General features: G+C 52.8%; 15 protein-coding genes. 9 read left to right on the forward strand and 6 right to left on the reverse strand.

Going from position 1 to position 13983, the window contains the following annotated elements; genetic code table 11:
* The first annotated feature begins 44 nt into the window (after nucleotides 1–44).
* From hslV to rraA, 3 genes are all read left to right on the forward strand, one after another.
* On the forward strand, nucleotides 45–575 hold the full coding sequence (gene hslV / locus RAC60_RS20255) for an ATP-dependent protease subunit HslV (protein ID WP_006121303.1): 531 nt from the start codon (nucleotides 45–47) through the stop codon (nucleotides 573–575).
* Between the two features lie 10 nt (nucleotides 576–585).
* Complete coding sequence (gene hslU, locus RAC60_RS20260) at nucleotides 586–1923, forward strand: HslU--HslV peptidase ATPase subunit (protein ID WP_006121302.1); 1338 nt, start codon at nucleotides 586–588, stop codon at nucleotides 1921–1923.
* Nucleotides 1924–2083: 160 nt separating this feature from the next.
* Entirely contained in the window at nucleotides 2084–2569 is a 486-nt protein-coding gene (gene rraA, locus RAC60_RS20265; protein WP_006121301.1) for a ribonuclease E activity regulator RraA, read from the forward strand.
* Between the two features lie 54 nt (nucleotides 2570–2623).
* On the opposite strand, the gene zapB is transcribed toward rraA, so the two are convergent.
* Entirely contained in the window at nucleotides 2624–2863 is a 240-nt protein-coding gene (zapB, locus tag RAC60_RS20270; protein WP_006121300.1) for a cell division protein ZapB, read from the reverse strand.
* 418 nt (nucleotides 2864–3281) lie between these two features.
* Here zapB and RAC60_RS20275 point away from each other — a divergent pair, with 418 nt between their 5' ends.
* The 3 genes from RAC60_RS20275 to glpX all read left to right on the forward strand — a co-directional run bounded on the left by RAC60_RS20275 (nucleotide 3282) and on the right by glpX (nucleotide 6776).
* Entirely contained in the window at nucleotides 3282–4130 is an 849-nt protein-coding gene (locus RAC60_RS20275) for an MIP/aquaporin family protein (protein ID WP_324029431.1), read from the forward strand.
* Nucleotides 4131–4159: 29 nt separating this feature from the next.
* Entirely contained in the window at nucleotides 4160–5671 is a 1512-nt protein-coding gene (glpK, locus tag RAC60_RS20280) for a glycerol kinase GlpK (protein ID WP_039342527.1), read from the forward strand.
* Nucleotides 5672–5765: 94 nt separating this feature from the next.
* Nucleotides 5766–6776, forward strand: a complete 1011-nt coding sequence (glpX, locus tag RAC60_RS20285) for a class II fructose-bisphosphatase (protein WP_006121296.1) — start codon at nucleotides 5766–5768, stop codon at nucleotides 6774–6776.
* Here glpX and emrD read toward each other — a convergent pair.
* Nucleotides 6766–7959: a multidrug efflux MFS transporter EmrD gene (emrD, locus tag RAC60_RS20290; protein ID WP_269751336.1), complete on the reverse strand. Its 1194-nt coding sequence runs from the start codon at nucleotides 7957–7959 to the stop codon at nucleotides 6766–6768. The two genes, glpX and emrD, sit on opposite strands and share 11 nt — an antisense overlap.
* 270 nt (nucleotides 7960–8229) lie before the next feature.
* Here emrD and fpr point away from each other — a divergent pair, with 270 nt between their 5' ends.
* Complete coding sequence (fpr, locus tag RAC60_RS20295) at nucleotides 8230–8976, forward strand: ferredoxin--NADP(+) reductase (protein WP_054632881.1); 747 nt, start codon at nucleotides 8230–8232, stop codon at nucleotides 8974–8976.
* On the opposite strand, the gene RAC60_RS20300 is transcribed toward fpr, so the two are convergent.
* Complete coding sequence (locus RAC60_RS20300; protein ID WP_006121293.1) at nucleotides 8967–9401, reverse strand: DUF805 domain-containing protein; 435 nt, start codon at nucleotides 9399–9401, stop codon at nucleotides 8967–8969. The genes fpr and RAC60_RS20300 overlap by 10 nt on opposite strands.
* A gap of 98 nt (nucleotides 9402–9499) precedes the next feature.
* Between RAC60_RS20300 and RAC60_RS20305 the strand changes: the two genes are divergently transcribed.
* A complete protein-coding gene (locus RAC60_RS20305) occupies nucleotides 9500–10090 on the forward strand; it encodes a DUF1454 family protein (protein WP_006121292.1) in 591 nt (196 codons plus the stop codon).
* A gap of 120 nt (nucleotides 10091–10210) precedes the next feature.
* Nucleotides 10211–10978 (forward strand): triose-phosphate isomerase, encoded by a 768-nt coding sequence (tpiA, locus tag RAC60_RS20310; protein ID WP_058701580.1) that lies wholly within the window; start codon nucleotides 10211–10213, stop codon nucleotides 10976–10978.
* A 31-nt stretch (nucleotides 10979–11009) separates the two neighbouring features.
* Here tpiA and RAC60_RS20315 read toward each other — a convergent pair whose 3' ends face one another.
* From RAC60_RS20315 to pfkA, 3 genes are all read right to left on the reverse strand, one after another.
* Nucleotides 11010–11783, reverse strand: coding sequence for a CDP-diacylglycerol diphosphatase (locus tag RAC60_RS20315; RefSeq protein ID WP_058701586.1), 774 nt, complete (start codon nucleotides 11781–11783; stop codon nucleotides 11010–11012).
* Between the two features lie 108 nt (nucleotides 11784–11891).
* Nucleotides 11892–12881 (reverse strand): sulfate ABC transporter substrate-binding protein, encoded by a 990-nt coding sequence (locus RAC60_RS20320; protein ID WP_033738094.1) that lies wholly within the window; start codon nucleotides 12879–12881, stop codon nucleotides 11892–11894.
* Nucleotides 12882–13019: 138 nt separating this feature from the next.
* A complete protein-coding gene (gene pfkA / locus RAC60_RS20325; protein WP_006121288.1) occupies nucleotides 13020–13982 on the reverse strand; it encodes a 6-phosphofructokinase in 963 nt (320 codons plus the stop codon).
* Between the last annotated feature and the right edge of the window lies 1 nt (nucleotide 13983).

A 13983-nucleotide genomic window follows, 5' to 3' on the forward strand; every position in this document is an offset into this window, starting at 1 on the left:
CCTTGTGCGCGGAGCTTTTTTCCGACAGTAAAAGGGGTCTGCCCGTGACAACAATAGTAAGTGTTCGACGCAACGGCCAGGTAGTGATTGGCGGTGATGGCCAGGCTACGCTCGGTAATACCGTAATGAAAGGCAACGTTAAAAAAGTGCGTCGTCTTTACAACGATAAAGTCATTGCTGGCTTCGCTGGCGGTACCGCCGATGCCTTTACCCTGTTTGAACTCTTCGAACGTAAACTTGAAATGCATCAGGGCCATCTGGTGAAAGCGGCCGTTGAGCTGGCGAAAGACTGGCGCACCGATCGGATGTTGCGCCGTCTTGAAGCGCTACTGGCGGTGGCCGATGAATCCGCCTCGCTGATTATCAGTGGTAATGGTGACGTCATTCAGCCTGAAAACGATCTTATTGCCATCGGTTCAGGCGGTCCCTTCGCTCAGGCGGCGGCGCGCGCACTCCTGGAGAATACAGAGCTGGGCGCACGTGACATCGTTGAGAAATCGCTGAATATCGCTGGCGATATTTGCATCTACACTAACCACAACGTTAATTTTGAAGAATTAACGTCTAAGTCGTAAGGATTTAACCATGTCTGAAATGACTCCACGCGAAATCGTCAGCGAACTGAACCGCTTTATCATTGGTCAGGACAGCGCCAAGCGCGCCGTGGCCATCGCGCTGCGTAATCGCTGGCGCCGTATGCAGCTTGATGAAGAGTTGCGTCACGAAGTGACACCGAAAAACATTCTCATGATCGGCCCGACCGGTGTAGGTAAAACGGAAATTGCTCGCCGACTGGCAAAACTGGCTAACGCCCCCTTCATCAAGGTGGAAGCCACCAAGTTCACCGAAGTGGGTTATGTCGGTAAAGAAGTCGACTCCATCATTCGCGACCTGACGGACTCCGCGATTAAAATGGTGCGCAGCCAGGCCATTGAGAAGAACAAATACCGCGCAGAAGAAATGGCGGAAGAGCGCATCCTGGATGTCCTCATCCCGCCGGCAAAAAATAACTGGGGACAGGCTGAACACACCAGTGAGCCCTCATCTGCGCGTCAGTCTTTCCGTAAGAAGCTGCGTGAAGGCCAGCTTGATGATAAAGAAATCGAGATCGACTTAGCCGTAACAGGGCCGGGTGTAGAAATCATGGCACCGCCGGGCATGGAAGAGATGACCAGCCAGCTACAGTCCATGTTCCAGAATCTGGGTGGTCAAAAGCAAAAGCCACGCAAACTCAAAATCAAAGAAGCGATGAAGCTGTTGATTGAAGAGGAAGCGGCTAAGCTGGTTAACCCGGAAGAACTGAAACAGGATGCTATCGACGCGGTTGAACAGCACGGCATCGTCTTCATCGATGAGATCGATAAGATCTGTAAACGCGGCGGCCAAAACGCCGGTGGCCCCGATGTTTCGCGCGAAGGTGTCCAGCGCGACCTGCTGCCACTGGTAGAGGGCTGTACCGTGTCGACAAAGCATGGCATGGTTAAAACTGACCATATCCTGTTTATCGCCTCGGGCGCATTCCAGGTGGCCAGCCCGTCTGATTTGATTCCTGAGCTGCAGGGCCGTTTACCGATTCGCGTTGAACTGCAGGCGCTGACGGTCAATGATTTCGAGCGCATTCTGACTGAACCAAATGCCTCCGTCACCGTACAGTACAAAGCACTGATGAATACCGAAGGCGTGAACATCCACTTCACCGACGATGGTATTCGCCGTATCGCGGAAGCGGCCTGGCAGGTCAACGAAACGACCGAAAACATCGGTGCGCGTCGTCTGCATACCGTGCTGGAGCGCCTGATGGAAGATATTTCTTACGATGCCAGCGATCGCAGTGGAGAGTCCGTAACCATCGATGCTGATTACGTCGGCAAGCATCTGGATGAACTGGTTGCAGATGAAGATTTAAGCCGCTTTATTCTGTAACACTCCGCATCCATGCGTTGTATCAAAGCCCAGACATTACGTCTGGGCTTTTTTCTGCATGCGCTTGATGCAGGACCGTTTTTTTACGGTTGATGATTTTGCCAACAATTAGCATAAAGCGATATACTTAGCGCTCCTGTGGCAAACAGACGAAACCCTTATGAAATACGATACTTCTGAACTCTGCGACATCTACCACGAAGAAGTGAATGTTGTTGAACCGCTTTTCTCAAATTTCGGTGGGCGGACCTCATTCGGCGGTCAGATAACCACAGTGAAATGCTTTGAAGATAACGGCCTGCTTTACGATCTGTTGGAAGAGAATGGCCGGGGTCGCGTACTGTTAATTGATGGCGGCGGTTCAGTGCGCCGTGCGTTAGTGGATGCACAACTTGCGCGTCTGGCAGCACAGAATGAGTGGGAAGGCATCGTCGTTTACGGTTCAGTTCGTCAGGTTGACGAACTGGAAGAGCTGGAAATTGGTATCCAGGCCATTGCAGCCATTCCGGTGGGCGCAGCGGGCGAAGGGATTGGTGAAAGCGATGTGCGCGTGAATTTTGGTGGCGTCACTTTTTTCTCAGGCGATCACCTGTATGCAGACAACACCGGTATGATTTTGTCGGAAGACCCGCTTGATATTGAATAATGTCTGCAAACGAAAACGGGTGCCAGTGGCACCCGTTTTTGTATCAGCAGAGGCTTAAACCTCTTCCATTTTTCCCAACAAGGCACGCAGGCGTTCTTGCCAGACATGCTGCTCCTCTTTCAGATGCTGATTTTCACGCATCAGAGCTTCGTGGTTGCCGGCTGCGTTCTGCGCCTCATTACGCAGGTTGTTGTTCTGCTCTTTCAGCTCTTCAATTTCCATTTGCAGCAAGGTGATAGTATCAATCGCCTGCTGTACTTTCGCTTCCAGTTTCTCAAACACTTCAAATGACATCTTTCTGACCTCTCCTAAAATCCTGCAAGGCGTTGATGATGCCAGCTTTCGCACACAAGGCGTTTACCAGCAACGTTGTCCCGATTGTATGTAGCCTCATCCCGCAAGTCCAGCAACGCAGGCCTGCAGTCCACTGTCAGTACCACTTTTCAGCCTATCCCTAAAAACCACTTTTTGCTGCGCGCATTACTGTCAGAGCCTGAAGAAAGCCCGCAGAAAGGCACTCAATGGCGCTTAAAGAAAACTGAAACACGCGAAAACGCGCATTTTTTTGACGCGCCACACAAAAATCAATTTCGCTATTTCTCGTTTATGCTCGTTAACGATAAATTAACATCAGCCCTACAACGAAGATGGGTGACTCACGGACTGAGAACAAAAACTGATAAAATTTAACCTCGCTTCAGGAACAACTATCATGAGTCAGACTACAACCACACTCAAAGGTCAGTGTATTGCCGAATTTCTGGGTACCGGTTTGATCCTGTTTTTCGGCGCGGGTTGTGTTGCCGCGCTTAAGCTGGCTGGCGCCTCTTTTGGCCAATGGGAAATCTGTATCGTCTGGGGTTTAGCCGTTTCAATGGCGGTCTACCTCAGTGCTGGCGTATCAGGCGCCCACCTCAATCCAGCCGTTACGATTGCACTTTGTCTTTTCGCTAATTTTGAAGGCCGTAAAGTCGTGCCTTATATCCTGTCTCAGGTCGCAGGCGCATTCTGTGGCGCAGCGCTGGTATATGGTCTTTACTACAGCTTGTTTATCAATTTCGAACAAAGTCATAACATAGTGCGCGGTTCAGTTGAAAGCCTGAGTCTGGCCGGCATTTTCTCTACCTATCCAAATCCACAGATTTCCGTGGGCCAGGCGTTCCTGGTAGAAATGGTCATCACCGCGGTATTGATGTCTGTGATTATGGCGCTGACGGATGACGGCAACGGCGTTCCACGTGGTCCAATGGCACCCCTGTTGATTGGCCTGCTGGTAGCGGTGATTGGCGGTTCAATGGGTCCACTGACCGGCTTTGCGCTGAACCCGGCTCGTGATTTCGGACCTAAAGTTTTCGAATGGCTGGCTGGCTGGGGCTCCGTTGCCTTTACGGGCGGCCATCAGATCCCTTATTTCCTTGTGCCAATTTTTGGTCCACTGGTCGGTGCTTGCCTGGGTGCCTTTGGTTATCGCGCCCTGATTGGTCGCCATTTGCCCGGCGCGGTGATTGCCTCACCCACTACTGACAAACCGATTGCGTCCGCGCATGAACGTAAAGCGTAAGTTCCACTTTTATCATCAGGAATGAATTTATGACTACCACCGATAAAAAATACATCGTCGCTCTGGATCAGGGCACAACCAGTTCACGCGCTGTTGTGCTGGATCATGACGCTAACATTGTGGCGGTATCGCAACGCGAATTTACTCAAATCTATCCCAAAGCGGGCTGGGTAGAACATGACCCTATGGATATTTGGGCGTCCCAGAGTTCAACGCTCGTAGAAGTGCTGGCCCATGCTGATATTCGTTCTGATGAAATCGCCGCTATCGGCATTACGAACCAGCGTGAAACGACCATCGTCTGGGATAAAGAAACGGGCAAGCCGGTTTATAATGCCATTGTCTGGCAGGATCCCCGTACCGCTGACTACTGTCACAAGCTGAAGAGTGAAGGGCTGGAAGAATACATTCAGCACACCACGGGTCTGGTGATTAACCCCTACTTCTCCGGCACCAAAGTGAAATGGATTCTTGATAACGTTGAAGGTGCGCGTGAGCGTGCAAAACGTGGCGAATTGCTGTTCGGTACTGTGGATACCTGGCTGGTCTGGAAAATGACTCAGGGACGTGTGCATATCTCCGATTACACGAATGCCTCACGTACCATGTTGTTCAACATCCACACACTTGAGTGGGATCAACGCCTGTTGGATGTTCTTGATATCCCGCGTGAAATGTTACCCGAAGTGAAATCTTCGTCTGAAGTATACGGACAGACTAACATCGGTGGTAAAGGCGGTACGCGTATTCCTATCGCCGGTATTGCAGGCGACCAGCAGGCTGCGCTTTACGGTCAAATGTGCGTGCAGCCGGGAATGGCGAAAAACACCTACGGCACCGGCTGCTTTATGCTGATGAACACCGGTACCGAAGCGGTGACTTCAACGCATGGTCTGCTGACGACTATTGCCTGCGGCCCGCGTGGAGAAGTGAACTACGCGCTGGAAGGTGCCGTCTTTATCGGTGGCGCAGCCATTCAGTGGTTACGCGATGAGATGAAGTTGATTAGCGATGCGGCTGACTCTGAATACTTCGCGATGAAAGTGAAAGATTCTAACGGCGTATATATGGTGCCAGCCTTTACCGGTCTGGGCGCACCTTACTGGGATCCCTATGCGCGTGGTGCGCTGTTCGGTCTGACACGTGGTGCGAATGCAAACCACATCATCCGTGCAACGCTGGAGTCCATCGCTTACCAGACGCGTGACGTCCTGGAAGCCATGCAAAACGATGCAAACACACGTCTTCAGTCACTCCGTGTCGACGGTGGTGCGGTTGCCAATAACTTCCTGATGCAGTTCCAGTCTGACATTCTGGGTACGCGCGTTGAGCGTCCTGAAGTGCGCGAAGTCACAGCACTGGGTGCCGCGTATCTGGCGGGTCTGGCCGTTGGCTTCTGGAAAGACCTGGATGAAGTCCGTGCTAAGGCTGTCGTTGAGCGCGAATTCCGTCCAACGCTTGAAACCACAGAGCGTAACTTCCGCTACGCCGGCTGGAAAAAAGCCGTTGCGCGCGCGCAAGCGTGGGAAGAAAAAGAGTAATCTGCCCTATGCCCGTGACCTCGGCTGTCACGGGCCTTTTCCCCGCCTTCTCCCTCCGCTACACTGCCTGCCTGTTTTTTGTCAGGTGCCTACAATGAAACGAGAACTTGCCATTGAATTTTCCCGCGTAACCGAAGCTGCCGCGCTGGCAGGCTATAAATGGTTAGGACGCGGCGACAAAAACGCGGCCGACGGTGCGGCGGTCCATGCCATGCGTCACGTCTTAAATACCATCCAGATCGATGGCCAGATTGTGATTGGCGAAGGGGAAATCGACGAAGCCCCGATGCTTTATATCGGCGAGAAAGTGGGAACCGGCCAGGGTGACGCGGTAGATATTGCGGTCGATCCCATTGAAGGCACACGCATGACGGCGATGGGACAAGCCAATGCGCTTGCCGTCATGGCCGTAGGCGATAAAGGCACCTTTCTTCATGCGCCTGACATGTATATGGAGAAGCTTATCGTGGGTCCGGCGGCGCGCGGCCATATAAATCTGGATCAACCGCTTGAGCTTAACCTGCGTAATATCGCGATCGCCATGAATAAACCGCTCTCAGAGCTCACCGTATCGATTCTGGCCAAGCCGCGCCATGACGCTGTCATCCAACAGCTTAAAGCGCTGGGCGTACGCATTTTTGCCTTTCCCGATGGCGACGTTGCGGCATCCATACTGACCTGTATGCCGGACAGTGAAGTTGACGTGATGTACGGGATTGGCGGCGCGCCTGAAGGCGTGGTTTCAGCCGCCGTTATCCGTGCGCTGGATGGTGATATGCAAGGCAGATTACTGGCACGTCACCATGTGAAAGGTGACACGGAGGAAAACCGCCGCATTGGCGAATATGAGCTGAAACGGTGTGCTGGTATGGGAATCGAAGCAGGAAAGGTCCTGCCACTTCAGACGATGGCGCGCAATGATAATGTCGTTTTTGCGGCTACCGGCATCACCAGCGGCGACCTGCTGAAAGGTATTACTCGTCAGGGCAATATGGCCACCAGCGAAACGCTGTTAATACGCGGCAAATCGCGCACGATTCGCCGCATTCAGTCTGTACATTATCTCGACCGTAAAGATCCAGCTCTGCACCCTTTTATCCTGTAACCGCCTGATTGTCACCTGCTGGCTGGCGCGAAAGCGGTAGCCAGCAGAGCAGCATCACCAGCGCCGTGACGAACATCAGCATGCCAAGACTGAACTGATCGCGCTGTGGCATCAACGCCGACAAAGAAGCGACCAGCCCGGACCCCAGGTTCTGCATACCACCAATCAATGCACCCGCGCTTCCTGCCAGCCAGGCATAGGGTTCCATGGCACCCGATGTCGCCAGGGGAAACAGCATCCCCGCGCCAAAGAAGAACAGCGATGCCGGTATCAATAACGTCCAGATAGTCATGATGCCAAACCAGGCAGGCACCCACATCAGCACTGCTGCCAGCAGGCAACTGTTGACGCCAAACCACATCAGGCTGTGCCAGGAACGCTGCTCACGCCCGGCAAACCATGCCCCAAAGAAGGCGGCCGGGATGGGCAGAATGAACAAGATACTGACGGTAAAACTGTTCAGACCCAGTACGCCGCCCAGCAGCACACCACAGCTGGCCTCAAAGACGGCAATGCCTGACAGCGCACCAATCAGCAGTACCAGATAGCGGACAAAATTCGCATCGCGTAACAGACGAATGTAACGTTTAAGGAACGGCGTTACTTCGGCGCTGACCGGGCGTGTTTCCGGCAACCAGCACGCCATAGTCACCGTCACGATCATGCATAACAGCAGTAAAAAAGCGAAACAGGCATGCCAGCCAAACAGTTGTGTCAACGCTGCGCCAATCACTGGCGCGACTAACGGGCTGGCAAGCACGCCCATGTTGAGCCAGCTGTTCGCCTGACGTAACGCATGGCCATTATAGAGGTCGCGCGGCATGGTCCGCGCCATCACCCCGGCCACGCCAGTGCCCGCGCCCTGAATCGCACTGCCAATGACCAGCATATCCAGTGATGAAGCCAGTAAGGCGATCATTGATCCGATCATAAAGATCGCCATGCCCGCCAGGATCACCGGACGGCGTCCTACGCTGTCAGACAACGGGCCATAGATCAGCTGCGATCCACCATAGGTCATTAAATAGGCCGCCATGACATGTTGCATCATGCCGTTACGCACCTGCAGTGCGTCCGCCATTGCCGCCATTGCCGGCACATAAATGGTCTGAGCCATCTGTCCTACTGCGACCAATGCGATGAGCATGATCAACAACGGGCGATTTTCTATCTTCTTCATCATCATTGAACAAAAATTCTGTATGAAAAGGAACGTTTAAACAGCACAACTAACGGCTGAAACAGGTTGTGGCAGGAAAATATCAGGATTACGTGACAAAGCGAGTGATTCACACAAAGTGGGTGCGCCATTCACGTCAATAAATGCAACCAGGATGTAAACTTAATATTACAGTTTGTCGATTAGAGCCTTTGCCCCGTTACCGACTGGTAATCTGTCAGAGCAGTAGCGAAGATGTTTATCCGCCTGACTATCAACGCTTAAGGAGTCACTATGGCCGAGTGGATCAATGCGCAAGTGAAGGAAGTGAAAAACTGGACCGATGCGCTGTTTAGCCTGCGGGTTAAGGCACCGATTGCCCCCTTCCATGCCGGACAGTACGCAAAACTGGCACTCGAAATTGAGGGCGAACGTGTGCAGCGAGCTTACTCTTACGTCAATGCACCCAATGACGACCTGCTTGAGTTCTACTTAGTCACCGTACCCGACGGCAAATTAAGCCCGCATCTGCAGGCGCTGCGCCCCGGTGATCAGGTGATGATCACCAAAGATGCGGCGGGCTTTTTTATTCTGGATGAAGTCCCTGAGTGTCAAACATTATGGATGCTGGCGACCGGTACCGCCGTGGGCCCTTACCTGTCGATCCTGCAACAGGGCGAAGGCCTGGATCGCTTCGATAATATCGTCCTGGTCCATGCCGCCCGTTATGCCGCCGACCTGAGCTTTTTACCGCTGATGCAGCAACTCCAGCAAATCTATAACGGTAAGTTGCAGATCATCACGGTTGTCAGCCGTGAGGAAAGTCTGGGGTCGCTGACGGGACGCATTCCGGCCCTGATTGAGAATGGCAAGCTGGAGCAGGCAGCAGGGTTAACCATTGACGCAGAGACCAGCCATGTCATGGTTTGTGGCAATCCACAGATGGTACGTGATACGCAGCAGTTACTGAAAGAGACGCGCGGTATGCGTAAGCACCTTAAGCGCAAACCCGGCCATATCACCAGCGAAAACTACTGGTAAGGCGCGCGTTTCAGACGCAAGGGCACCGGCGCGGCACCAAAGCGGTTGTCGCCGACGGTGCCACGAAACACCCCCAGATCCAGAATCAATCCGGCCAGGATAATAAAGGGCAGTACGCGCCCGATGAGCCACTGTAACACCTCTCCCGTCATGCTCCAGTTGCCCGCCATCAGTAGCCAGGCGGCAATCAGCAGCAGGGCCCAGTAGCCCCGGCGATCGCGATCGTGCAGGCGTTTAACCACAATCGCGCTGGCAGGCCACAATAAGCAGACGATGCCAAACGCAGCCATCTGTGTGTCCAGCAGATCGTTACCTGCCAGGAAAAACAGCAGGCTGGTTAGCAGTACCCAGATTGCCTGCCAGAGCCAAAAATCCCGACGCCCTACGCGCCCGCGAAAAGAGAAAAACCATTGCTGGATTATCATGCACTTTCCTTAGACAAAATTTTACGCTGCACACTTTTGACCTTGAAGATAAAAACCGTTCTAATTTGGCATCGAGTTTATTGGTCAGAGCCGACAAAATGAAGAATTTGCCAGGCGTACTGTTGCTGAGCGTCGCGCTGACGGTTCCGGTATTTGCCGCCGATCCGCAACCCCTCGACAAGGCTGAACACATGCCAACCGCCCCCTATCTGTTACCGGGCGCACCCACGCTGGACATGACCATTGGCCAGTTTCGTGAAAAATACAACCTGGCCAATCCCCAATTGCCGCTCAGGGAATACAGTGCCATTGATACGCGCGATGAAAAGAGCGATCTGACACGCGCCGCCACCAAAATTAATGAAACCCTTTATTCTTCTACGGCGCTTGAGCCGGGCACGGGCAAAATCAAAACGTTGCAGATCACGTGGCTGCCGATTCCGGGGCCTGACCAGAGTGCCTCGCAGGCTAAGGCGCTTGATTATATGACCGCCATGTTACGTTTTTTTGTGCCGGGACTCACGCAGGAAGAAGGGCGAAAAAAGCTGGAAACGCTGCTTAAAGCCGGTAAAGGCTCACGATACTATGAGCACGTTGAAGGCGCACTGCGTTTCGTGGTTTCAGATAACGGGGATAAAGGACTCACCTTTGCCATTGAGCCGGTAAAACTGGCGCTGGCTACGCCTTGATGGACGGGGCAAAAATGACGAAAAGCAAAGCCATGGCATTATTTGATCTCTATACTGTCTGGCAGACAACGTTGCCCCAGGGCAGCGCCATTTCATGTATCGCGTTATGCGGAGGATAGAATGCGACATCCACTGGTTATGGGTAACTGGAAGTTGAATGGCAGCAAGCATATGACAGCCGAACTGATCGACGGTCTGCGCAAAGAACTGTCGGGCGTGGGAGGCTGTGGCGTTGCTATTGCCCCCCCTGCGCTCTATCTTGATCAGGCTAAACATGCTGTCTCCGGTAGCCATATTGCACTGGGTGCTCAAAACGTTGATGTAAACCTGTCTGGCGCATTTACCGGCGAGATTTCCGCTGAGATGCTGAAAGATATTGGCGCGAAGTACATCATCATTGGCCACTCAGAACGCCGCACTTACCATAAAGAAAGCGATGAATTCATTGCGAAAAAATTTGCCGTCTTAAAAGCAGCGGGGCTGGTGCCGGTTCTGTGCATCGGCGAAACCGAAGCCGAAAATGAAGCAGGCAAAACCGAAGAAGTGTGTGCACGTCAGCTTGATGCTGTACTGACCACTCAGGGTGCCGAAGCATTTAAAGATGCGGTTATCGCCTACGAACCCGTCTGGGCGATTGGCACGGGTAAATCAGCCACCCCAGCGCAGGCGCAGGCCGTTCACAAATTCATTCGTGACCATATCGCGAAAAAAGATGCTGCTGTCGCTGAGCAAGTGATTATTCAGTACGGTGGTTCAGTCAACGATAAAAATGCAGCCGAGCTGTTTACGCAGCCGGACATTGACGGTGCCCTGGTTGGCGGTGCGTCACTGAAAGCCGATGCATTTGCGGTCATCGTTAAAGCAGCCGCGGCAGCCAAACAAGGCTGACCTGGCGCTTAGTCCATTCTGAGCGGCCAAATCAGGCCGCTTTTTTTATGGGTTGCAGTAACGCGCAGTCGTGATCCTGCACTTCCTCAGCGGAACCTTTATTTAACAACAGCCAGTTGCGCTCCACTGCCATCAGTATCAACCGCCCATCAGACAAGCGCGCTAACGCGAGGCCGTAGCGGCCCATCTGATCGCGTGCATGCGGTATCTCAGCGGCCAGACGGATAAATACGCTTTGCTCTGCCAGCTCGGCTTCACTCAGCGTACGCACGTGATAAGGATGACTGAGAAAGGTGACGGCTTTCCATTTCGGTGTGAACGTGGGTGTCAGCGCATCCAGTTGCTTTCTCACATCAGGCCGAAGGCATGAAAGATGAATATGAAGCTGATTCTGGGTACGGCCGTACTGGGAATTGATGGCCAGTGACAGCACACTGTCGTTGATGGGCTTGCCATATTTTTGCGCCACGACGCCTCTGTCCTGCCAGGACAGGTCAAAATAATTCGGCGTGTCTGAACGGAGCAACTGTGGGCTTTCGATTCCGGTGATTTTATCAATGGGGATGAGCAGATACTGAAGGGGGCCGTTTCGGTCTTTCAACAGCGCGTAGCGGTGCTGCAGATCAACGTGCTGACACGGCGCGGGTTGACCATGCGTGAGCTGATCGGGCAGACACTTTTCACTGACGATTTGCCAAAGCGCATCCGCATTCGTTTTAACATGCGTAGCCGCAACCAGGATCCCTGCGCCAATCAATACCAGCAGAAGCGCAATGATGATGAAGGCCCGACGATTTGCCTGCATTGTTATCTTCCCCTGACTGTTTTCATTCGCATCCTCACCTGACAGCGCGTAAATGTCACGCATAAAAAAACCAGCGTTTCCGCTGGCTTCAAGAATAACCGGTAAGGATTACGGCTTCATGATCTGATCATAGGTGCCGCCATCAGCGAAGTGCGTTTTTTGCGCCTTCGCCCAGCCGCCAAACTTATCGTCGATGGTAAACAGTTTTACCGGCGCAAACGTACTGGCGAACTTCTTCGCGACCTCTTCATTGCGCGGACGATAATAGTTTTCAGCCGCAATCGTCTGCCCTTCCGTCGAGTAGAGATATTTCAGATAGGCTTCCGCCACCTGACGCGTTCCCTTCTCATCGACCACCTTATCCACGACGGACACAGTTGGCTCCGCGAGAATCGATTCACTTGGCGTCACAATTTCAAATTTGTCTTTACCCAGTTTATTGACCGCCAGGTAGGCTTCGTTTTCCCAGGCGATCAGGACATCACCAATACCACGCTCTACAAAGGTATTGGTTGCGCCGCGCGCACCGGAATCCTGCACTTCAACATGCTTAAACAGATCTTTCACGTAACGCTGTGCTTTTGCCTGATCGCCGTTGTTATGATCCAGTGCCCAGCCCCAGGCAGCCAGGTAATTCCAGCGAGCGCCGCCTGACGTTTTAGGATTTGGAGTAATCACCGAAACGCCGGGCTTGATAAGATCGCTCCAGTCATGGATGCCTTTAGGATTGCCTTTACGCACCAAAAAGACAATCGTGGAGGTATAAGGCGCGGAGTTGTCGGGCAGACGTTTAATCCAGTCTTTATCAATGCGACCGCGATCAGCAATTGCATCAACATCCGACTGCAGCGCCAGCGTCACCACATCAGCACGAATACCGTTGATGACAGAAGTCGCCTGTTTACCTGAACCGCCGTGCGACTGGCGGATGACCACGTTGTCGCCCGTTTCCTGTTTGTAGTGCGCGCTAAAGGCCTTGTTGTACTGCTCGTAGAGTTCCCGGGTAGGATCATAAGAAACGTTTAGCAGCTGAATATCCTTCGCCAGAACACTGCCAGATGCCAGTAACAACCCTAAACCCACGGCCCATTTATTCATTGCGCACTCTCCCCATTCATGATGAGACAAGCGTGACATAAACGTGATTATAGCTAAAAGAATTAAAAATAAGCGGTTATAACTTTGGGGAATATGAGGAAGGCACAAGGGCATGCCGTTAAGCATGCCCGGTAATACTTAGTACAGCTGCTTAGCCGTATCCATCCAGTCACGCTTAAAGGGACGTTTCATATTTTCAATGGCATCAATGATATCGTGATGGACCATCTTGTCATTCTGGATACCTACACACCGGCCACCGTAGCCCTGCATCAGCAACTCAATCGAATAGGCACCCATGCGCGACGCAAGAATGCGGTCATAAGCGCAGGGCGCGCCGCCGCGCTGGATATGACCAAGTACCGTGGCGCGCGTTTCGCGTTTGGTTTCTGTTTCGATGAAACGCGCCAGGTCGTCGATATCACAGATGTGCTCCGTAATAGCTACGATCGCGTGCTTTTTACCTTTCGCAATACCGGCTTTAATCTCTGCCACCAGCTCCTCACGAGTGTAAGGAATCTCAGGTAACACGATAAATTCACATCCCCCGGCAATAGCCGCAGCCAGCGTCAGGTCGCCACAGTAACGACCCATGACTTCAACAATCGAGATGCGCTGATGCGATGACGACGTATCACGCAGGCGGTCAATGGCTTCGACGACCGTTTCCAGCGCCGTAAAGTAGCCGATGGTGTAATCTGTCCCGGCCACGTCGTTGTCAATCGTGCCTGGCAGACCGATACACGGAAAGCCCATTTCGGTGAGCCGCTTGGCCCCCATATACGAACCGTCGCCACCGATCACTACTAAGGCATCAATGCCCCGCTTTTTCAGGTTCTCGATTGCTACCTGGCGGACATCATCATTACGAAACTCAGGAAAACGTGCAGAACCCAGGAACGTGCCGCCGCGATTGATCATATCTGACACACTGTAGCGGTCGAGGTTGATCATGCGATCTTCATATAAACCCTGATAGCCGTCATAGATACCAAAAACTTCCAGCCCTTCGCTTAATGCGGAGCGAACTACACCGCGAATGGCTGCGTTCATGCCTGGGGCGTCACCGCCGCTGGTCAGTACACCAATTTTTTTGATCATG

The organism is Pantoea sp. BR_17 (assembly GCF_041955125.1).
Taxonomy (GTDB): domain Bacteria; phylum Pseudomonadota; class Gammaproteobacteria; order Enterobacterales; family Enterobacteriaceae; genus Pantoea; species Pantoea stewartii.